This is a genomic window from Paenilisteria portnoyi (assembly GCF_014322795.1).
Taxonomy (GTDB): domain Bacteria; phylum Bacillota; class Bacilli; order Lactobacillales; family Listeriaceae; genus Listeria_A; species Listeria_A portnoyi.
Window position 1 is genome coordinate 104501 of sequence record NZ_JAASTT010000008.1, and the last position, 22168, is coordinate 126668.

Sequence of the window (22168 nt, forward strand, 5' to 3'; positions counted from 1 at the left end):
AAAGCAATGAACCTAAAAGAAAGAAGTTGATTCCAATCGCAAACACCGTTATTCAAGCCACACCAAAACAAATCGAAGCCATGCAAAAAGCTTATTTATCTCATATGTCCGATAAAATACCAGCCGGTGCAATTTTCGCAGTAAAAAAAACAAGTCTCTCCATCACCGCCTATAAATCTGGCAAAGTCATGTTTCAAGGCGCAGCCGGCGAACGCGAAGCCGCCAAATGGGGCACGGCTACAACACCAAAAGCCAAATCCACAAAAGTAAGCACTTCCGTTCTCCCGCCAGGTTTCGCATCAAAAAACGTTGCTGGTTCGGATGAAGTAGGGACAGGTGACTATTTTGGGCCAATGATTGTCGCGGCTTGCTATGTCGACCAAGCGATGATGCCTCTTTTGAAACAGCTCGGTGTGAAGGATTCAAAAGCGATGACCGATCCAGAAATTTGCGAGATTGCTAAAAAAATCATCCCCGTTGTCCCGCACAGCCTATTGCTCCTGCCCAATCCAAAATACAACGAGCTACAAGCAAACGGCATGAATCAAGGTCAAATGAAAGCAATTCTACATAATCGCGCGCTGGAGAACGTTCTGAAAAAAATAGCACCTATCAAGCCAGACGCGATTCTCATCGACCAATTCGCAGAGAAAAATACCTATTACCGCTACCTTGCAAAAGAAGCATCCGTCGTCCGTGAAGACGTTTTCTTCGCTACCAAAGCGGAAGGGCTACATCTTTCTGTAGCCGCAGCCTCCATTATTGCTAGATCCCGTTTTGTCGAAGCCTTCCGCGAGATGGAGCGAGAACTCGGTCTCCAAATCCCCAAAGGTGCCAGCTCCAAAGTCGATCAAGTTGCCGCTGATATTCTCGATACAAAAGGCGCAGAAACACTTCAACGCTATACAAAATGGCATTTCGCAAACACCGACAAAGCTCGGAAGTTATCGCGAAGAAATTAATTTAGCCAGCCAAAAACGATATTTTCACTTCGCATATCAAGTTGCCTAGTAAAGCTATCGTTTTTAGATGTTCGGAATTTGCCAATCAATCGGTACGACACCATTCTGCGTTAAATACTGATTTGCTTTCGAAAAATGTTGACAGCCCATAAAACCTCGGTTGGCGGATAATGGGCTTGGATGTACCGAAGTTAATATCAGGTGATTTGGATTTCGCAACAATACCTGTTTTGACTTCGCGTTATTCCCCCACAATAAAAAGACAACTGGTTCCGTCTTTTGTCCTAGAAGCGAAATAATCGTATCCGTAAACTTCTCCCAGCCTTGATTCGCATGGGAATTCGGTTTCCCTTCTCGCACCGTCAAAACAGTATTTAACAATAACACACCTTGCCGCGCCCACGGAAGTAAATAACCATTATTCGGAATAACTAATCCCAAATCATCCGCTAATTCTTTGTACATATTAATAAGCGATGGCGGCGTTCTGACACCTGATTTCACAGAAAAAGACATTCCATGTGCCTGCCCCGCTCCATGATAAGGATCCTGCCCCAAAATCACAACCTTCACATCTTTATAAGCTGTATATTTCAGCGCATTGAAAATATCATACATATCGGGATACACTTTCTGATTCCCATATTCCACTTTCAGAAACGCCCGTAATTTCAAATAGTAATCCTTCGTAAATTCTTCTTTTAGTAATGTATCCCAATCATTTCCTAATGGAATCATGCTGTTTCCCCCAGTTATTCTTGATACCACAATTATACATGTATCACTCGAATAAATGAACCGTTTTCATATTTTTTCATTAAAATGTTAATACTCGATTTCGCTTCTTCGTTTATAGTTGAGATTGGAACAATGCCTTTCGCAGTTTTTACAAGTGGATCCACTACTCTTGATTTCCCTTTCATATAGAAATCATAATTCTGCTTATCAAGCACCACCTCTACACCTGTATGTAAAGTCGCTAACTCATCCTGTAGCTTCTTATCTGGAATTCCACGTAATTTCTCCATAACAACTTTATCTGTGCTTATTTCTAAAAATTTCAGCGTTATATAGCCGGATTCTAAAGCGTACCGTAAAATCATCGTCATTTTCCAAGCACTATATATATTTTGTGGATCAAGCAAAACTCCAGCAACATATTCTTCGTATTTGTGAATATACCACATCGCAATAGCTTCTGATTGCAATACAAACTGGCCATCCACAACAGATAAATCATCAAAAAAACCAGTGACTTCCTCTTCACTCATAAATCCATATGTCCGCATATCTCTTAGAAAATAATCGATTCGATCAGCACAAAGATTAGGAGCTGGTTGTTCTAGTAATGAATACTGTCCCAAATCTTCTAACGACAAATTATAGTTGGCAGCAGTTAGTATATTGGCAACTTCACTGTTTTGTATCATATCTAAAAAAATTTGGTCATGATAACTTTCTGCTTTATCATCCACAAGATAATCTATAACATGGGAAAAACTCGTATGCGAAATGTCGTGTAGTAACCCTGCTATTTGCTCTTCTAGACTGCCGCCAAATCGCCGGATGAGAAACATGACACCAATAGAATGTTCTAACCGAGTCACGGTCCAATTCTCATGAATCAAATATGCGGCCCCAGCTTGATGAACACCTTGAAGCCTTTGCATTGCTTGCGTTGCTATTAAATCTTGCATGATGTTGCGCCATTCATATTCCCCGTGCAAAATATCGTTTCCATTCATATCGAAACATCCCACCCAACAAGAACTAATGTTCGTATTTTATAATAAATTATCGTCTATGTCAACCATTAGCCTACAAAAAAACCGAACAGCTTTTTACACTGTTCAGCCTTCATTCCTATTTACGATTTTTCGAATCCATGTTTTCATGATGATCATTTTTTCTAGTAATAAATGGCCACCAGTTTGCTTTGCCGAATAGTCGAACCATGACTGGGACGAATAGCGGTAGGACAACGAATGCGTAGAGCAACAGTCCTATGAGCACAACAGAGGCGATTTCTAGTAGGGATAGTACTCCTGCTGGCATCATCGCGGCGAATGTTCCTCCGAGAATAAGCACGGCGGAGAAGATGACGCCACCCATGTTCTTCATAGTTAAAATCATGCGTTCGCGAATTGGCATGCCGTGGTATTCGTTAAATCGTGTCATCAGGAAGATTGAGTAATCGATTCCGAGCGCGACGAGTACGACAAATCCGAAGAACGGTGTCGCCCATGTTAAGCCGTCATAGCCAATGATTCTGGCGAAGATGATTTCGGCGATTCCGATAGATGCGAAATACGTTAGTACGAGCGATGCGATAAGATAAAGTGGCATCACGAGTGAACGTAACACGATGACTAGGACAATAAATACGCCTGTTAACACGAAAATTAATACTAATTGGTAATCGGCGCTCGACATATCCCTCGTATCGTAGTTAATGCTTGTCATCCCGCCCATTCCGATGTTGGCATTTTCAAGTTTTGTGCCTTGTAAACTTGATTTTAGCTGATCGTTTATTCCATCGATAGTGTCCATTGCTTCATCGGAATATGGATTTTTCGTTAAAACTAAGTTCAAGGAAGCTAATTTGCCATCGGAGGACATGTATTGGTCGAGTACTTTTTGATAGTCGGCATTGCTTAGTAATTGTTCTGGGATGTAGATGCCTGACTCGTCGTATGGTACATTGGACCAATTTCCCACAAAATCGTTGGCGTCTGTTAAGCCGGTTTGGATTTTTCCTAACCCATCTGCGCTTTGTTTCAAACCTGTTGTTAATTGTCCAATTTGACCTGACATCGCGGTGAATCCTGTTTGTAATTGGCCTTGTCCAGCGGCAAGTTGTGTTAGCGCGGATGAAATTTCGGGCATTTTTGCTATGACTTGGTCTTCGCCTGTTGATGCTTGATTTAACCCTGTTTCTAATTGTGCTAAGCCTGTTTCAATTTGGCCTAAACCGCTGTCGAAGGCGCCAAGTCCTTGGGTGATTTCTGCATTTTTAGCGTTTAGTTCGGCCATACTTGATGCTAATGTTTGGATGCCTTGATTTAGAGCTGTCATTTGCTGTTTGGCTTTTGCCATTTCTTTGTCAATGCTCGCTTGAATTTGCGGGCCTAGCGCTTTCGTTGCTTGACCGAGTTTCGCGAAATCAGCCATAACGGCTTTAAAATCAGGGTCGGTCATTGCAGCTGGATGGCTTGCGATATATGCTTTTAAAGAGCCTTCCATGTTGCTGAATAAGGCATTTAAAGCCGATGTATCGATTGCTGGTTGTGCTGGGTTTTGGAAGCTCGCTGTTTGATCGGCTACTTTTTGTAACGCGGTTCCGATTTGGACGTAGCCTGCTTGGATTTGTTGTTGCCCGTCTTGTAATTTGGCAAGTTGTACGCGTGCTTCTTGAATCCCTTTTTCTAAATCGCCTGCGCCTGATGCTCCTGCTTTAATACCTGTCGAGATTTGAGTTAACGCCGCTTGCAGTTGATCAACGCCATCTTTTGTTGCGACGGTTCCTGCTTGGAGCTCGCCCACACTTTTGACTGCTTCGTTTAGCTGTGGCTCTGATTTTGCCATTTGTGAGCTAGCGTCGGACAAACCTTTTTGAATCGTGCCGACGCCTTGGCTTGCTGTATCTAGACCGTCGCTTACTTTGCCAGCTTGATCTTTAATATAGATGTCATCCAGACGCTTGCCGGTTGGTCTTGAGGCGCTTAGAACCATATCGACGCCATCCACGTGGGATAAGTCTGTCGAGATTTGTTCGAGTAGCGCTAAATATTCCGTTGTTTTCATGGAATCATCATTTTCCAAATATACAGTTGTCGGTGCGACTTGGCCTGCTCCGAAACTGTCAGAAACAACGTCAAATCCTTTTTTTGACGGGTATTTGTCGCTGATTTCGTCGAGGGAGTTGAAGGATAAATTCCCTGTATGCATGATGATTGGTGGTACGGTGATTGCGGCTACAACGAGAAGCGCGAGAAATGGTCTGGCGAACGCGAACTTGCCTGCTGCGCCCCATAATTTATTTTCTTTATGCCCAACATTCTTATTGAGTGGCCAAAATAGTGCCGTGCCGAGGGTTGCCATGAAAAATGGAACGATAGTGAACAGCGCGGCGAGTAATACCACGATTCCGACTGCAACAGCAACTGCCGAGCGGTATAGTTCGAATTGAACGAAGCTGAGTGAGGCAAAAGCCACAAGTACCGCGATTCCACTATAAATAACGGTTTTCCCAGCGGTTCGATACGTGGCAAACACCGCTTCTTTTCCAGATAAGCCGTTTCCGATTTCTTCTTTAAAGCGGCTCATCAGTAGGATGCAGTAATCTGTTCCAATTCCAAATAGGATACAAACCATGAATATTTGGGTGTACGTCGAGACTGGGAAGTTCCATTGATCGACTAGGAAGGAAACGACTGCCTGACTCGTTAAATAGCTGATCCCAACTGTCAAAAGTGGGATAAAAGGTGCCACAACGGAACGGAAAACTAAGACTAATACGACTAGAATAAAGACGATGGTGATGCCTTCTGTTTTATGTAAGCCGTCTTCTGAACTCTGGACAACATCTTCTTGAATCAAAGCGTTTCCTGTTAAATAAGTGTCCACGCCTTTAATGTCCATTTTTTTGTCGATATCGGTGCGAATTTCTTTGACTGGCGTGTCCCCTGCGTCCACATTGAATGTCGCGACCATCGTTTTGCCGTCTTTCGATAGGAATTTATCTTTTAGCTCTGGCTGATTAAAACTGTCAACAACACTCGTAATATGCAGCGATTTCTTATTTTTTTCAATATCGCTGAGTGAGCCTTCGATGTTATTTAAATCTGTCTTCGTGAGTTTTTTATCGGATGTGTAGACAGCGATGTAGGCCTGACCTTGTTTATCAGGATTATGTTTTTTCTCCATTTCTGTGGCAAGTGATGACGGATAGCCATCTGGGAGTTTGATTTCCCCTTTTTCACGGACTAAATCAGCCATGTTCGGTGCCGTGAAGATGAGTACGGCCATGACTACGAGCCAAGCTGCGACAATAGGCCATCTAAATTTTACAATCCATTTCATTTGATCGAATCCCCCCTCTTTATTTTCCGATGACTGACTCCGTTATTTTTTTATACAACGATAAAAATTGTTCGCTGTCTTCCTCGCCTAATATTTCAAGCCAGCTGGCAACGAGTTCTTCAAGTTTTTGTTCGCACGCCTGGTATACCTTTTCCCCATTATTCGTTACCGTTAACCTAAATCCGCGCTTATCTTCTGCATTTTTCATACGATGAATAAGGTCTTTCTCGACTAGTCGGTTAATCTTAGCGGTAATCGCGCTTTTGTGCATGCTAAGCGCTGTCGCCAAATCATTCGGACTAGACTCACCATACTCCGCTAAATAACGCAATACCAAAAATTGTTCAAAGGAAATACCCTGCTTTCCTAAGATTTGTTCCGCAATCGCATCATGCAGTTGCCTTGTCGCAAATATGTAGGTTTCTTCGTAGCTTTTGATTAGTTGCCTTACTTTATCTTTCTCCAAAACAAGTTCACCCCCTAAACTATTTATTTACTATACCGCAAATGATAAAATGGTGCAAAAAAACTGCTCTCTTCCAAGATAGGAAAAGAACAGTTTCACATATTATCGAATTACCGCGTCAAATTTCGTCTCAAGCGCTGTAACAATCGCTTGGTTGGCTTTCGTCACTTCTTCGTCCGTCAATGTGCGTTCAGGATCGAGGAAAGTAAGCGTGTAGGCCATTGATTTTTTATCTGCCCCCAGTTTTTCACCTTCAAAAATATCGAAAAGTTGGATGTTCGTTAGGAGTTTACCAGCTTGTGCTTTGATTTCATTTTCTAGCGCGGCTTGGCTCACTTCTTTATTTACCAACAAAGCAATATCACGCGTCATACTTGGGAATCTAGGAATCGTATGATACGCCACTGCTTTTTTCGGTGCTGCTAAAAGTTTTGTAGCATCTAGCTCGAATACATACGTTTCTTTCAAATCGAGCTCAGCGGCAAGCGATGGATGTATTTGTGCTAAATAACCTATTTTCTCGCCGGCTAGTGAAATGGATGCGGTTCTTCCCGGATGCAAATCTTGTTTTTCTGTTTGCGCCCATTCCAAAGTTTCCTCTAGTCCGAGTTTCGCAACGACACCCTCGACCATACCTTTCAATAAGAAGAAATCGACTTGCTTCTCTTGTTTTTTCCAGTCCGTTTCCCGCCAGCTTCCTGTGATAAGTCCAGCTAAATGCTCTGTTTCAAGCGGTAAATTATCGCCTTCTGTCGCATAGAAAACCGTACCTAATTCGTATAGCGCGACATTGCTATTTTTACGCGCCACATTGTAGCTCGCTGCTTTTAAAAGTTGAGGCACAATACTCGTCCGTAAATGGCTGTGCTCCTCACTCATTGGCATAGAAAGCGACACGGCTTTTTCTTCTGAGAGTGCTAATTTTGTTGCCGCTTGTTCGGTAGTTAAAGAATACGTCAGCGCTTGATTAAGCCCAGCGCCTTCCAAATAGCGACGAATCGTTCTTTTAGCTGCTTGTTCCACTGTCAAATGACCCGCTGAAACACTGTTCGGCAATGTCGATGGAATTTTATCGTAGCCATAAATACGCGCGACTTCTTCAAAAATATCCGCTTCAATTAGGATATCCCAACGGCGCGACGGAACGGTAATTGTTAATGTATCACCTTCCACCGCCAAATCAAACTGTAATTTTGCAAAAATGGCTTGTACTTCTGTCGGGCTGATTTCGGTTCCTAAAACACGATTAATCCGTGTCAATGTTGTTTCAATCACGTTCTCATTTTTTGTGCGATTATCAACTGATGCCAAGCCTTCGATAAGTGTTCCGCCTGCCAGTTCAGCAATCAATGCCGCACCGTGTTGCAACGTTTTTTCCACTTTCCACGCATCGCTACCTTTATCGTAACGGATACTCGCCTCGGTTCTCAAATTAAGCTCCCGAGACGCGCGTCCAATATAACTACTGCTAAAAATGGCACCTTCAAGGGCAACCGTCGTCGTTGTTTCGATAACCTCTGACGTTTCGCCACCCATCACGCCTGCAATCGCAATCGGAGTTGTCCCATTCGTAATCACTGCATGTCCTGTATTAAGCGTACGTGTTTCTCCGTCGAGTGTTACGATTTCTTCCCCATCCGTAGCCAAACGAACAAGAATTTCTTTGCTGCCAAGTCGCGCGTAGTCAAAAGCATGTAGTGGCTGACCGTATTTCAAACAAATATAATTCGTCACGTCAACAACATTGTTATGCGGACGAATCCCAGCTTTCATCAGCTTCGTTTGTAACCAAAGCGGCGATTCGCGAACAACAACATCCTTAATCACTTGCATCCCGTAAAATGGTGTCGTGTCAGCATCTTGCACGCTCACTTGCACATAGTCTGCCACATCGCCTTTCGTAGCTACTTCCGGAATCGCATCAAAAACCGGTTTTTGATCCACAATCGCGCCAACTTCATACGCAACACCCGTCATGCTAAGCGCATCCGCTCGGTTCGGCGTAATGGCCATATCTAAAATCGCATCATCCAAGCCAAGTAGCACCGTCGCATCCGCGCCAACTTCCACTTCCACCGGCAATACAAAAATCCCATCTGCCACTGCTTTCGGAATCGTTTTCCCTTCAAAACCTAACTCTTGTAATGAGCAAATCATGCCTTCCGAGACTTCCCCACGCAATTTTGCACGCTTAATTTTCATGCCACCTGGTAATTTGGCCCCAACACGAGCAACAATCACTTTTTGACCAGCGGCAACGTTTGGCGCGCCACAAATAATTTGAATCGGCTCCGCTTCGCCAACATTCACCGTACATTTATTTAATGTATCCGCATTTGGATGTTTCTCACATGTGATGACTTCCCCAACTACGACATTCGAGATTTCAGCGTTTAAATGTTCCACGCCTTCTATTTCAATCCCGCCACGCGTAATACGTTCTCCTAGCTCTTCTGCTGAAACCGCCAGATTTGGAAAATATTCTTTTACCCATTGATATGATACTAACATGCCTCTTCGCCCCCTTATTCTTTCACCGAAAATTGTTTTGTAAACCGCAAATCGTTTGTGTACAGGTGACGAATATCATCCACCGCATATTTCAACATCGCGACACGCTCTGGACCCATTCCAAAGGCAAAACCGCTATATTTTTTTGAATCGATTCCTGACATTTCAAGGACATTCGGATGCACCATACCAGAACCAAGAATTTCAATCCAACCAGTGCCTTTACATACGCGACAACCTTCACCGCCACATTTGAAACACGAAATATCCATCTCAACAGAAGGCTCTGTGAACGGGAAGAAACTCGGACGCAATCTAACATCGCGCTCTTCTCCAAACATTTTCTTCGCAAGCACAGTCAGCGTTCCTTTTAAGTCAGCCAACGTAATATTCTCATCCACAACCAAGCCCTCAATCTGCGTAAACTGATGGGAATGCGTTGCGTCATCGTTATCACGACGGTACACTTTACCCGGACAAATAATTTTAATCGGTCCATTCGCAAAATCGTGTTGCTCCATCACACGCGCCTGCACAGGAGACGTTTGCGTGCGCAATAACGTATTTTCTGTAATGTAGAAACTGTCTTGCATATCGCGCGCTGGGTGATCTTTTGGCAAATTCAACGCCTCGAAATTATAGTAATCCTTCTCCACTTCTGGCCCTTCCGCAATCGTGTAGCCCATTCCGATAAACAAGTCCTCAATCTCTTCAATGACCTGCGTCAATAAATGCGCCGTGCCCTCTTTCACAGTCGTTCCAGGAAGCGTGACATCAATCGTTTCATTCGCTAGCTGCTTCTTGATTTCGGCCGCGCCTAGTTCCGCTTGCTTTTCTTGAATCGCGCTCGTCAACTGCTCGCGAACTTCATTAGCAACTGCTCCCACTTTCGGACGTTCTTCAGCAGACAATTTTCCCATTTGCTTCATAATTTCCGTCATTGGTCCTTTTTTACCTAAATACTTCACCCGTAAATCGTTCAACGTCTCTAAACTTTCGACAGCCGCAATTTCCTTCACAGCCTCTTGTTTCAATTGCTCCAACTGATCTAACACGCTACTTCACTCCTTATTTTTAGCCAAAATAAAAAACCTTATCCACAAAGGGACGAGGTTATAATCACGCGGTACCACCCTAATAGACAGCTCAAAAAGCCATCCACTTCATTCCAATAACGGCTTCACACCGATCTGTCTTTCATCCAAAAAAATCCCGACAGCGACTCCAGAGCTGAAATGTTCGCACATACGTATCACATGAGGCTATTTGCAGTCTAAGATAACCTCTCCCTAAAATGAATCCGTAAAGCTACTTGTCTCCTTCAACGTCTTTAAGCATATTTAGTTGATACGTTCCATTATAGTATGTTTTGCTAAGTTTTTCAAGGTAAAAAAAGAAATGTGGCACATAAACATTATTTGAAATGCCAATGTGCCACAAATCTCACTACTTTTCTACTGGATCTAGTTCCACCCAAGTTTCTGCCCAGTTCTGCACTTGCTCCATCACTTTCTCCAAACCTTTACCTTTTTCAGTCAATACGTATTCAATGCGAACAGGTGTCTCTGGGTACACATGGCGCACGACGATTCCGGATTCTTCTAACTCTTTTAAGCGCTCTGCAAGGACTCGATCACTCATTTGCGTAATCTCGCCTGCAATTTCCTTAAAGCGTTTCGGTCCATCAAGCAAAACATTAATAATCAGACCAGTCCAACGCTTACCAAGTAGCGAAAAGGCATTCTCGAACTTCGGACACATTGTATGCGTTTCTTCTTTCATTGTTCTCACCTCTAAAAGTATTATATCATATTCCAAGCTAGAAAGTAACTCATTTAAACTCACCAGCTTACAATTAATAAGCGTATAGATACATTGAAAAATCCCTCATTTAAGCGTAAAATAGAAGTATCAGATAAGCTGACGCAGTAAACGTCATTGGAGGGATCGTAAATCATGACTCAATCCAGATATGTTGTCAAAAGTAGCGTAGCCGAAACCATGGACTTAATTAAATTATCCCAATCAACGAACGAGCTTAGCTTTGAAGAGCTACGCCAATTTGGCGAGTTCCACCAGGGAATGCTAACCTACGATCAAACATCAATGCGTCCCGGTAATCATACAGCTCTATTCATCGTCGTGCATGATTTCAACCACGTCACCGAAGTCACCATGATTACAACAGGAGGCTCTGGCACTTTATTTAACATCGATTGGAGTGCCGCAAAAGGTATAATAGGCGGCGTCAAATCTGCTCTGAAACCTGTGCTTATCAAGGAAGTGAAGATGCGAGACTAGACGAAAACAGTACGACCCTGATTTTTAGGTGCGTACTGTTTTTCTTATTTATCAATCATAGGCATTCTATCTAAGTGATTCAATGGTAAGTAAGAATCAATGCTTCAAAATTCCAGTCTTCTGCAAACCTTCCTCATCTTTGACACGCGTGCTAAACAGCTTTGTTAAAGCAAAATATTCCATTGTGGGAATATAAACATTTAAATTAGAAAAACGTAAAACATCCGCAAATTCTATCTCTTCTTTAGGCGGAATTTCCACAACCGTAACTTCATCGATTGAAAACTTGTCTAAAGCTACTCGCATCTTCCACGTCACGTATCATAATATCGATATCAAAAGTTTCTCTAAATTCATCTTGTAAAAGGTATTTTCCTAATAAGCCACCTATTAAAATAACGCCCGCACGGACGTTATTTTTAACCATCTCTTTATTAACTTCTTCAAGCAATGTCTCCAAATATCTATTGGGGTTATTTATCATCATGCCGTCAGCTCTTCTTTCGCAACCTTATACAACACATCATTCTGAACAAGCATATTTAAGTGATTGATATATTTGTTCAGCCAATCTTCATCACGATCCTGCTTATTTACAGTCAATAATTTACTAGGATGCAGTAATAGCTTGCGCAAAACCTGCACTTGCTCATGATATCTCTCCGTATTTTGAGATTCACTTCTTTGTAGGTATTTCACTTGCTTATACTGAATAACTAATTTCCGATAGGGATAAACAAATCTGCTCATATCAAATCACTCCTTTCCACACTGTTCTTATTAACCCCATTATAGCACGATTTAAACCTAATTCGCAATCTCGATTACGCTCTACTTCCTCAACCCATACATCAAAATCCCCGCTGCTACCGCAACATTCAGCGACTCGCTAGCACCGTATATCGGTATGTACACTTTGTGCGTTAGTCGTGTTTGGAGTTCTGTCTGAATTCCATTCCCCTCATTACCAACCATCAACGCCAATGTTTCGCGTGGCTCCACGTCCTGTAATTTTGTCGCCGTATCATCTAAAACAGCCCCAAAAATGGACACACCTTCTTCTTCCAAACGCTCAATCCAATCTAACAAACTAGCTTGCAAAACTGGAATATGGAAATGGCTTCCTTGTGTCGATCGAATCACTTTTGGATTGTATAAATCTGCGCTTCCTCGACCGAGAACAACGGCGTCATATCCGGCCGCATCTGCTGTACGAATCAAAGTCCCCACATTCCCTGGATCTTGTACACCATCTAATAACAAGAACTTCTTGCCGAACAACATCATGATTTCTGGATCTTCCATTTTCACGACAGCGAAGATGCCTTGGTCGGTGATTGTTTCGCTGATACTTGTCGCCACTTCTTTATTCACATAAAACACAGGGATATTCGTGATATTCCATTCTTCCGGTATCTTCACATTTGGTGCCACAATTAGCTCCGTTACTAAGCCATCTTGGCGTAACGCCTCTTCCACCAGATGAAATCCTTCTACCAGATAAGAAAACTCTTGTTGTCTTCCTTTTTTTGTCTGCAATTTACGCCAATTTTTGACGCGGTCGTTTTTCGTTGATTTGATCATTTCCACGATTCATCACGCTCCCATTCCTATCTATTATAGCATATTGCATAACTATTCGTGAAAAGCTTATTTTCAGGTTGTTATCTACTACGCAAAACTGGTATAATACGTTAAAGATGAAAAGCATTAAAGGGGAGATTAAAACTATTATGCAAACAAATCGGGAACAATGGTCATCAAAATTAGGATTTATTTTAGCATCTGCGGGCTCTGCCATCGGATTGGGCGCGCTCTGGAAAATGCCTTATGTAACGGCAAATGCTGGCGGTGGCGCTTTCTTTCTTATTTTCGCGATTTTTACGATATTTATCGGCTTGCCCGTTTTACTTGGCGAGTTCGTTATTGGTCGAAATACGCAGAGTGGAACCATCACAGCCTATCGAAAATTGGCGCCAAACACAAAATGGAATTGGACCGGGCGCATTGGTGTTCTTACTTGCTTCTTCATTCTTGCTTTTTACTGCGTGGTTGGTGGTTGGGCGATACTTTACATATGGAAAGCCGCGACCGGAGCACTTCAAGGGCTGTCTGTGGATGCATTGACAGAGGTTTTTATAACAACTTCTAATGATCCGCTACAGGTTATTTTAGCGACGGTTCTATTTATTGCGATTAATCTTTTCGTATTGCTAAAAGGGATTACAGCCGGGATTGAGCGCGCAAATCGTTGGATGATGCCTGCCTTATTCGTATTTTTACTCATATTGATCGTGTACGCTTTGACTTTGCCGAATGCGATGGATGGTGTCGCTTACTTTTTACAGCCAAAATTCGATGATTTGTCGTCCGATGGGATTTTGCAAGCGCTTGGACAAAGTTTCTTCTCGCTGGCAGTCGGTGTTGGTGGGATGATTACGTATGCGTCTTACTTAAAACGCGATGTATTCTTGCCGAGTAGCGCGCTGACCATCGCTTTGATGAATTTACTTGTGTCTTTATTCGCTGGGCTTGCCATTTTCCCTGCTGCATTCTCATTTGGAATTGAGCCACAAGCAGGACCAGGACTCTTATTTATCGTCTTACCGGCAATTTTTAACCAAGTACCGTTCGGCATTGTGTTCCTACTATTATTCTTAGTTTTATTCCTATTCGCGGCACTGACATCTAGCTTCAACTTATTCGAAGTACCAGTCACAGCATTCCTCGAAAAACGACCTGAAGCCAGAAAACGTGTACTCCTCATCGTTGTTGCGATTGTCGCATTACTCGCCGTTCCAACATCACTAAGTACTGGCGTTCTAGCCGATGTCACCCTTTTTGGGAAAAATTTGTTCGGTATCGCGGACTATCTCGCATCGAATATCTTACTTCCAATTGGCGCTTTCTTGATCGCTATCTTTGTCGGATTTCGGATGCCACGCCAAGTCTTACTAGATGAGATTACATCAGGCGGTGCATTTCGCTTCAAACTCTTCGCGGCTTGGTTATTAATTTTAAAATATGTATGTCCAATCGCGATTTTCCTTGTATTTTTACAGCAACTAGGAATTTTATAAACGCAAAAACGATGATGCAGAGTCCAGGCATCATCGTTTTTTGCGTTATAAACTTGTGAAAATTTCTTGTATCGCTTTTTCTACATTGTCTGTATGGTAGTCTAGCACATCTAACGCCTCGATTGGGTCCACGTAGAGAGCTCGGGTTAATAGTTCTGTGTAGGCCACTGGTTCAAGCCCTGCCTCGCGACCAGTCAGCTCAATCTCATGTGCCTCTTTTCTTGCTACCGCTTGAAACTCGCGAAATGTTAGCGTCTTAATTTTGATATCCGACTGTAAAGCACGTTTCGCTTGCATTAAGAAAGACTCGTTTGAGATATTTCGCCAACCAAGTGTGTAACTTTTCGGCGCGACATCCTCGTTCGCCGCGCCAACAAGCGCCTGACCGACTTGTTTTGCCGTCATATAACACGAGCCACCTGTCGCTTTGTTGTGATGATCGACGTATAGCGGAAATTCCCTTTTTTGCAAGCGTTTGGCGTACATTTTCCAAGCAGAAACGCGATCCGGAACCAATCCCACAACATAAGGTAGGCGCAGAGCAACTGTTTCCAAGCCATTCCCGTTCTCAGCCATTAGACGCATCTCCTGCTCCACACTTGCATAAATATACGGATGAAGCTCCGTCAACTGCATGTCAGGCCACAGCGCGTGAAAATAATTATAGAATGATGTACAGAGAATAAATCGCGATACCCCAGCCTGCCTCGCAAGTTGCGCTAAATGCTGCACAGGCTCCACATTCGCCTGAAAGAAAAACGCTTTCGCTGGTTTTTTTGGAATATAATGCGAGTTTACCCCACCTGCAAAAATAAAAATATCCTGCCCTTTTAAAAATTTCACAATTTCAGCATCAGACATGTCATTTATATTGCCAAAATGATGCTTTGCGCGCGCATCTAACACACCGTCTGCGGGCATTGGTGGCAAGGAGAATGTCGTGACCTCGTAGTCCTCCGTGTCTAGAAACGCTTTTGTTGCGGCGTAACCAATCAAGCCCGTTCCGCCTAGAATAAATACGGATTTCACTGTTGTAAACCCTCCCAGCTCGTCTGAAGTCGCGCTCTTTTTCTTAACCTAAACGAATCTCTTTTACTTTATCCGCATCTAATCGCTTCACAACTTCCGTAATCAATTTCACCGCATTTGTGAAGTCATCACGATGTAGCATGGACGTATGTGAGTGAATATACCGCGTCGCAATCGTAATCGACAGCGATGGGATCCCATTACCAGTCAAATGAATCGAGCCAGAATCCGTCCCACCTGCAGCAATCGCCTCGAATTGATAAGGAATCTCTAGTTCATCGGCCACATCTGTCACAAAATTTCGCAACGGCGTATGACTAATCATCGACGCATCATAAATAATAATCTGCGGACCTTCGCCCATTTTGCTGACTGCTTCTTTCACCGTCACGCCTGGCGTATCGCCTGCAATACCAACATCAACAGCAAACGCGATATCTGGCATCACTTGATGTGCCGATGTTTTAGCACCACGTAAACCGACCTCTTCTTGCACAGTTCCCACGCCATAGACAATATTCGGGTGCTTTTCACCTTGTAAATTTCGCAATACTTCAATCGCAATCGCAAGTCCAATCCGGTTATCCCACGCTTTCGCAAGGAGATATTTCTCATTTTTCATCACGGTGAATTCGAACGCAGGAACGATCATATCGCCGGGCTTAATTCCCCAACTTACGACCTCCTCTTTATCCGCCGCACCAACATCGATAAACATATCTTTAATATCAAAAGCTTTTTGGCGCTCCGCTGCACTCATCAAATGTGGTGGCTTCGAACCGATAACGCCCGTAACCTCTTCGCCAGAACGCGTCACAATCGTTACACGCTGCGCTAGCATCACAGAACTGACCCAGCCACCAATCGTTTGGAATTTGATGAAACCTTTGTCATCGATTTGTGTCACCATGAATCCAACTTCATCTAAGTGACCCGCAATCATGATTTTAGGACCGTTCGCATCTCCGGTTTTTGTAGCAATCGCACTGCCAAGGCCGTCCGTTTCAAATGTGTCTGCAAGCGGCTCTATGTAGTTCTTAAATACTTCGCGCACCGCACGCTCATTTCCTGAGATACCTTTCGCATCGGTCAGCTCTTTTAACATCTCTAACTGTTTATCCATCTTTCGTTCCTCCTCGAAATTACATCTTTTCCTTCTATAGTATACGCGATTTTTTCTGGCAAAACCACTTCTAGACATAAAAATAAGCAGTGAATAGAGAAACAAATTCTCTGTCCACCACTTATGTCATTGATTATTTAGCTAAAGCGTCTTTTGCTTGTGTCGCGATTTGCGTGAAAGCTGCTTCATCGTGTACAGCAAGATCTGCTAGCATTTTACGGTTCATGTCAATGCCGGCTAATTTCAAACCGTGCATGAATTTGCTGTAAGAAAGATCATTCAAACGAGCTGCCGCATTGATACGTGCGATCCATAATTTACGGAAATCACGTTTCTTTTGACGACGATCCCGGTAAGCATATTGGTAAGATTTCATTACCGCTTGGTTTGCTACTTTATATAGTGTATGCTTCGAGCCGTAATAGCCCTTCGCTAATTTAATTACTTTTCTCCGACGTTTGCGTGTTACTGTTCCGCCTTTTACGCGTGGCATATAAATTACCTCCTAATGGGTTTTCACAAAAATAGATTCTGTGTTTTTCCGAATTAAAACTTGCTTATTTCATTTTAGCGACCATTTGGCGAATACGCTTGAAGTCACCTTTTGAAACTAACGCACTTTTACGTAGTTTACGTTTTTGTTTTTGAGATTTGTTTGCGAACATATGACTTGTGTAACCGTGCGAACGTTTTAATTTACCAGAACCTGTTCTTTTGAAACGCTTAGCAGAGCCACGGTGAGTTTTCATTTTTGGCATGAATTTTTCCTCCTCAGAACTTTACTTCTCTTGAATTGGCGCTAGGACTAAGAACATTGAACGTCCGTCCATTTTTGGTCTTTGCTCAATTGTACAAAGGTCTTCGCACTCTTTCGCAAAACGGTCAAGCACCTTTTGACCGATTTCTTTATGGGTAATCGCACGCCCTTTAAAGCGGATAGAGCATTTTACTTTATCGCCTTTTTCAAGGAACTTGCGCGCGTTACGTAGTTTCGTATCGAAATCGTGTTCGTCAATCGTAGGACTTAAACGAACTTCTTTCATTACGATGATTTTTTGATTCTTGCGAGCTTCTTTGTCTTTCTTCTGTTGCTCGAAGCGGAATTTACCATAGTCCATAATACGGGCTACTGGCGGTTTCGCTGTCGGTGCAACTAGAACAACATCCAAATTGGCTTTCTCCGCAATTTCAAGTGCTTCAGCTTTTGTTTTTACACCAAGCTGTTCGCCGTCTTGATCAATCAATCTTAATTCACGTGCACGAATCCCATCGTTTACCAACATGTCTTTGCTAATGGTGAGCCACCTCCATAAATTATTACTCATAACAAGTGAAAGTACGCATAAAAAAAGCGCCGGTTTCATTACAAACCCGCACATCAGAAAATTCACATACGTCATACGTGAATTATAATTCCAATTCTTTGCCTGCAAAAATACATTTACGAGGCGAGAAGCGGGATGCTCCTTCTTTCTTGTCATTCATTAACCAGAAGTTATTGTACCACGGCTAGACTGCATATGTCAAATCACCTACTCATTCGACTACGAGACTTATCATATCAAAGTTTCGGATGCTTTTCAAGGACTTTCTGAAACTTTTTCAAATTCCCGGCTCAGAGAAAAGGATTTTGAATGGGCTGTGGATGGTTTGTTGCATAATTTGCGCCATGATTTCGTCTTTTTCAGGCTGGAAAATTGGCGTGATTTCGTCCGCTTTGTGCCAGTTTTGGATGGAAGTCGGGTCTGCGATGAAGCCTCCACGGACGAGTTCGCCGTTTAATTGGAAGTGTTGGCCTGATTGGTTTTCGACAACAATATAATCGCTTCTACCTGTTAAAGTATACATTCCCTCTCCTTCTAAGCTAGTAGATGTTTAATGAATATCCACTGTACTTTCTTTACTTCAATTATTAGGCATTCATCATAAGTGAGCATGTAAAAAAACTCGTCACAGTGTATTCTATCACCTTATCGAATTTAATTCTATATCAAACTAGCCTCCTTTATTCCGTAACATTCAAAAAGAGTAGACAAGCCCAATTTACCTTGGAACTTGTCCACTCTCTTCATATAGAAATATCTATCTTGCCGTCTGCTTAATTGGAAATAAGCGCTACATCTGTGCGGTCTATTTCCTTACCATTGGCGTCATAACCAATGATACTCACTTTGTCGCTCGCAGATGTAACTTGGCTACCTGCAAAATATTGGTATGTGCCATCTGCTTGTACCAAGGCTTGTGAAGCTCCTACAACACCATTCACTTCAAGCCCTACTTTTTTCACCGTCCCTGTTGCTGTTCCGTGAATGTAACGATCTGTTCCACCAACTGTATAAGCGTTCGCTGTGACAGACCCTGTTGCTGAAGTTAGTGTTACTGTTTGACGGTCCAATTCCTGACCAAACTCATCCAAAGCTACCATGACAGCTGTATCAGAAGTGGACGTCACCGGTTTCGCATAGTATTTGAAAGTACCATCTTCTTGGACGAACGCTAAGTTTTGCGCTACACCGTTGACGATTAACTGTACTTTCTTCACTGCACCCGTTGCTGTTCCGTGCATATAAGCATCTGACCCTCCAACTTGGAAAGGCTCTACAGTAATCGTTCCTTGGGAAGCAATTAGTTTCACAGTAGTGCGATCTAATTCTTTCCCAGATGCATCATACCCAACCATTTCTACAACATCATTGGCACTCGAAATGTTTGAACCTGTGTAATAGTCATAAGTACCATCTTCGTTGACAGCTTTTTGAGAGGCAGCTTCTCCATTCACTAACATTTTCACTGTTGTGACATCGCCAGTAGTTGCTCCATGGATATAAGCATCTTTCCCACCAAAATTAAAATCATCTGCTGTAATTGTTCCCGTAGTCACAACCTCTGCTTTTTTAAGTTGGACATTCGTGCGATCTAATTCTTTTCCGTTGACGTTGTATGCAATCATCGTTACGGTGTCATTTACGGATAGAATTTTACCATTTGCATAGTATTGGTAGGTTGATCCAGACGCGCCGATTTTGCTATATTCTTCCCCATTAACAACCATACTTACACGTGTAACATCTCCTGTAAGAGAACCCTTCACATAGTTGTCTTCACCAATCGTAAATGTATTCGTTGTAATCGTTCCTACCGAGTTATCTGTTGGTTGCTGGATGTTTACTTTCACACGGTTCATTTCGCGCCCTTTGACATCATAGATCACAACATAAACGTCATCATTCACAGAAGTTACTTGATTAGCAATATAATATTGGTACGGTGTATTTTTTGCAGTAGTCTTCGATGTAGCCTTTCCGTTGACAATCACACCAATACTTGAAACCTCGCCAGTGTATGTGCCTTCGATATAGCTGCTTCCAATGGTATAATCTTTCGCCGTTACGGTTCCTACCGCAACGTTATCTGCATGTAATCTCACCGTGGTTCGGTTCAATTCTTTTCCTTTTGCATCATAAGCAATCATTGTTACTGTATCGTTCACAGATTGAATGTTATTTCCTACATAGTATTTGTAGGTACCATCTGCTGCTGGAATCACACTTAGTTCTTTGCCATTCACCATCATGCCTACTTTGGCTACATCGCCTGTGACATTCCCCGTGATATAGCCGTCTTCCCCAACAGTAAAGTCATTGGCTGTGATGGTCCCAGTTGTTGGTGTTTCCATTTTTTTTATGGATACGTTGGCACGGTCTAGTTCTTTACCCTTGGCATCGTAGGCAATCATTGTGGCTGTATCGTTCACAGAATTAATATTGTTTCCTACATAATACCTATAGTTGCCATCTGCTGCTGGAATCACACTTAGCGCTTTCCCATTCACGATTAACCCTACTTTTGCCACATCTCCTGTGACATTTCCTGTGATATAACCATCTTTATCAACTGTAAAATCATTGACTGTGATTGTTCCCGCTGTTGGTACTACCACTTTCTTCACAGGGACATTCGTACGATCAAGTTCTTTACCTTTGGCATCGTAGCCAACCACGGTTACCGTATCGTTTACAGACAGGATTTTGCCATTCGCATAATATTTATAGCTACCGTCTGCTGCTGGAATCACACTTAGTTCTTCTCCGTTCACGATTAGGCCTACTTTTTCCACATCTCCTGTAACATTACCTGTGACATAACCGTCTTTTCCAATCGTGAAGTCATTGGCTGTGATTGTTCCTGTTGTTGGTACTACCACTTTCTTCACAACGACATTGGCACGATCGAGTTCTTTACCTTTGGCATCGTAGCCAACCACGGTTACCGTATCATTCACAGATAGGATTTTGCCATTCGCGTAGTATCTATAGCTACCATCTGCTGCTGGAATCATACTTAGTGCTTTTCCGTTCACGATTAAGCCTACTTTGGCCACATCTCCTGTAACATTACCTGTGACATAACCGTCTTTTCCAATCGTGAAGTCATTGGCTGTGATTGTTCCTGCTGTAGGTACCACTACTTTCTTCACAACGACATTGGTGCGACTAAACTCTTTACCATTTGCACCATAGGCTACCATTGTTACTGTGTCATTCACAGATAAAATCTTGCCATTCGCATAGTACTGATAGTTTGTTCCGGATACAGGGATAGCTGGATACGTTTTGCCATTAATAATCATATTTATTTTCGTTATACCACCAGTTATGTCCCCTGTGATATAGCTATCTTGACCAATGGTAAAGGCATTCGCTGTAATTGTTCCTTGTGTGGTAGATGCTTGGACAGTCACTGTAATCGTTTTGATGGCAGTGTTCCCTGCAGTATCTGTGACACGATACGTTACATTGTAGGTACCAGCTTTCGATGTATCTACATTATTAGCTGTCACAGTGACTTTACTTGTAAGATTACCATCTATATCATCAGTCGCTGTCACACCTGCTTTTGGATCAAAGCTGTCACCTTCATTGAGCGTCTTGTTGCTTGCATTAATAACTGGTTTTGTTGTATCTGCTGCTCCTGTCACTGTCACCGTAATCGTTTTGGTAGTGGTATTGCTATCGCTATCTGTGACAGAATAGACAACGCTATACGTACCTGGTACTTCCGTATTCACATTGGAAGAAAGCACTTTTACTTTACTTGTCAAATCGCCATCTTCGGCATCTGTCGCTGTAACGTTAGTATATGGATTGAATGTATCACCCGCTGTTACCGTTTGATTGGCAGCATTAATGACTGGTTTGTCATCACTTGTGATGGTGACTTGGATTGTTTTTTGCACGCTGTTGCCATCTGTATCTGTAACAGAATAACTCACCGTGTACGTACCTGCTTTTGTTGTATCTACCGTGTTGCTAATAACGCTGATTTTACTGCTTAAATCGCCGTCTTCCGCATCACTTGCTGTAGCGTACGCATAAGGATCAAATGTGCTTCCTTTAGCAAGACTTACGTTATTTGCTACGATAACTGGTTTCTCATTACTTGTAACTGTTACTGTGATGGTTTTCGTTGCTGTGTTTCCTGCCGCATCTGTAACGCTGAAAGTGACATGGTACGTGCCGGCTTTCGATGCATCTACGTCGCTCGCTGTGACTGTTACATCGCTCGTAAGGTCGCCATCTCTGTCATCACTCGCTGTCACGCCCTCTTTGGCATA

The 22168-nt window shown here is 42.8% G+C and carries 21 protein-coding genes and 2 other annotated features; of the genes, 3 read left to right on the plus strand and 18 right to left on the minus strand.

Annotation, left to right across the window (positions count from 1 at the left end; translation table 11 throughout):
- Positions 1-35 precede the first annotated feature (35 nt).
- On the plus strand, positions 36-962 hold the full coding sequence (gene rnhC, locus HCJ66_RS07435; RefSeq protein WP_187132570.1) for a ribonuclease HIII: 927 nt from the start codon (positions 36-38) through the stop codon (positions 960-962).
- Positions 963-1025: 63 nt separating this feature from the next.
- Here rnhC and HCJ66_RS07440 read toward each other — a convergent pair whose 3' ends face one another.
- From HCJ66_RS07440 to HCJ66_RS07470, 7 genes are all read right to left on the minus strand, one after another.
- Complete coding sequence (locus tag HCJ66_RS07440) at positions 1026-1700, minus strand: uracil-DNA glycosylase (RefSeq protein WP_187132548.1); 675 nt, start codon at positions 1698-1700, stop codon at positions 1026-1028.
- Positions 1701-1732: 32 nt separating this feature from the next.
- On the minus strand, positions 1733-2707 hold the full coding sequence (locus HCJ66_RS07445; RefSeq protein WP_187132549.1) for an HD domain-containing protein: 975 nt from the start codon (positions 2705-2707) through the stop codon (positions 1733-1735).
- Between the two features lie 118 nt (positions 2708-2825).
- Positions 2826-6044 (minus strand): MMPL family transporter, encoded by a 3219-nt coding sequence (locus HCJ66_RS07450; protein WP_187132550.1) that lies wholly within the window; start codon positions 6042-6044, stop codon positions 2826-2828.
- Between the two features lie 19 nt (positions 6045-6063).
- Positions 6064-6510, minus strand: a complete 447-nt coding sequence (locus HCJ66_RS07455; protein WP_187132551.1) for a MarR family winged helix-turn-helix transcriptional regulator — start codon at positions 6508-6510, stop codon at positions 6064-6066.
- Between the two features lie 102 nt (positions 6511-6612).
- Positions 6613-9021: a phenylalanine--tRNA ligase subunit beta gene (gene pheT, locus HCJ66_RS07460; protein WP_187132552.1), complete on the minus strand. Its 2409-nt coding sequence runs from the start codon at positions 9019-9021 to the stop codon at positions 6613-6615.
- Between the two features lie 14 nt (positions 9022-9035).
- A complete protein-coding gene (gene pheS, locus HCJ66_RS07465) occupies positions 9036-10076 on the minus strand; it encodes a phenylalanine--tRNA ligase subunit alpha (RefSeq protein ID WP_187132553.1) in 1041 nt (346 codons plus the stop codon).
- A gap of 45 nt (positions 10077-10121) precedes the next feature.
- Positions 10122-10355, minus strand: a binding site (T-box leader).
- A 112-nt stretch (positions 10356-10467) separates the two neighbouring features.
- Entirely contained in the window at positions 10468-10803 is a 336-nt protein-coding gene (locus HCJ66_RS07470) for a winged helix-turn-helix transcriptional regulator (protein WP_181677350.1), read from the minus strand.
- Positions 10804-10977: 174 nt separating this feature from the next.
- On the opposite strand from HCJ66_RS07470, the gene HCJ66_RS07475 reads away from it, so the two are divergent.
- Positions 10978-11322: a DUF6054 family protein gene (locus HCJ66_RS07475; protein WP_187132554.1), complete on the plus strand. Its 345-nt coding sequence runs from the start codon at positions 10978-10980 to the stop codon at positions 11320-11322.
- A gap of 96 nt (positions 11323-11418) precedes the next feature.
- Here the strand turns inward: HCJ66_RS07475 and HCJ66_RS07480 are convergent, their stop codons facing one another.
- From HCJ66_RS07480 to HCJ66_RS07495, 4 genes are all read right to left on the minus strand, one after another.
- Entirely contained in the window at positions 11419-11628 is a 210-nt protein-coding gene (locus HCJ66_RS07480) for a hypothetical protein (protein ID WP_187132555.1), read from the minus strand.
- Entirely contained in the window at positions 11594-11809 is a 216-nt protein-coding gene (locus HCJ66_RS07485; RefSeq protein ID WP_187132556.1) for a hypothetical protein, read from the minus strand. The genes HCJ66_RS07480 and HCJ66_RS07485 overlap by 35 nt, the downstream gene beginning before the upstream one ends.
- Positions 11806-12072: a hypothetical protein gene (locus tag HCJ66_RS07490; RefSeq protein ID WP_187132557.1), complete on the minus strand. Its 267-nt coding sequence runs from the start codon at positions 12070-12072 to the stop codon at positions 11806-11808. The genes HCJ66_RS07485 and HCJ66_RS07490 overlap by 4 nt, the downstream gene beginning before the upstream one ends.
- A gap of 81 nt (positions 12073-12153) precedes the next feature.
- Entirely contained in the window at positions 12154-12912 is a 759-nt protein-coding gene (locus tag HCJ66_RS07495) for a TrmH family RNA methyltransferase (protein WP_187132558.1), read from the minus strand.
- Positions 12913-13055: 143 nt separating this feature from the next.
- Between HCJ66_RS07495 and HCJ66_RS07500 the strand changes: the two genes are divergently transcribed.
- Complete coding sequence (locus tag HCJ66_RS07500) at positions 13056-14402, plus strand: sodium-dependent transporter (RefSeq protein WP_187132559.1); 1347 nt, start codon at positions 13056-13058, stop codon at positions 14400-14402.
- A gap of 45 nt (positions 14403-14447) precedes the next feature.
- Here HCJ66_RS07500 and HCJ66_RS07505 read toward each other — a convergent pair whose 3' ends face one another.
- From HCJ66_RS07505 to HCJ66_RS07535, 7 genes are all read right to left on the minus strand, one after another.
- The gene (locus HCJ66_RS07505) at positions 14448-15431 is read right to left on the minus strand and encodes an NAD-dependent epimerase/dehydratase family protein (protein ID WP_187132560.1); all 984 of its coding nucleotides are present in this window, start codon (positions 15429-15431) and stop codon (positions 14448-14450) included.
- 43 nt (positions 15432-15474) lie between these two features.
- On the minus strand, positions 15475-16554 hold the full coding sequence (locus tag HCJ66_RS07510; RefSeq protein ID WP_187132561.1) for a M42 family metallopeptidase: 1080 nt from the start codon (positions 16552-16554) through the stop codon (positions 15475-15477).
- Positions 16555-16687: 133 nt separating this feature from the next.
- Positions 16688-17047, minus strand: coding sequence for a 50S ribosomal protein L20 (gene rplT, locus HCJ66_RS07515; protein ID WP_036062116.1), 360 nt, complete (start codon positions 17045-17047; stop codon positions 16688-16690).
- Between the two features lie 64 nt (positions 17048-17111).
- A complete protein-coding gene (rpmI, locus tag HCJ66_RS07520; RefSeq protein WP_036064633.1) occupies positions 17112-17312 on the minus strand; it encodes a 50S ribosomal protein L35 in 201 nt (66 codons plus the stop codon).
- A gap of 21 nt (positions 17313-17333) precedes the next feature.
- Positions 17334-17849 carry a translation initiation factor IF-3 gene (gene infC / locus HCJ66_RS07525; protein WP_103035007.1) on the minus strand — a complete coding sequence of 172 codons (516 nt, stop codon included), beginning with the start codon at positions 17847-17849 and terminating at the stop codon, positions 17334-17336.
- Positions 17850-17893: 44 nt separating this feature from the next.
- Positions 17894-18032: a sequence feature (ribosomal protein L20 leader region), on the minus strand.
- A gap of 124 nt (positions 18033-18156) precedes the next feature.
- Positions 18157-18402, minus strand: coding sequence for a hypothetical protein (locus tag HCJ66_RS07530; protein ID WP_187132562.1), 246 nt, complete (start codon positions 18400-18402; stop codon positions 18157-18159).
- 250 nt (positions 18403-18652) lie between these two features.
- On the minus strand, positions 18653-22168 hold a 3516-nt coding region (locus HCJ66_RS07535; RefSeq protein ID WP_187132563.1), incomplete at its 5' end, for an immunoglobulin-like domain-containing protein.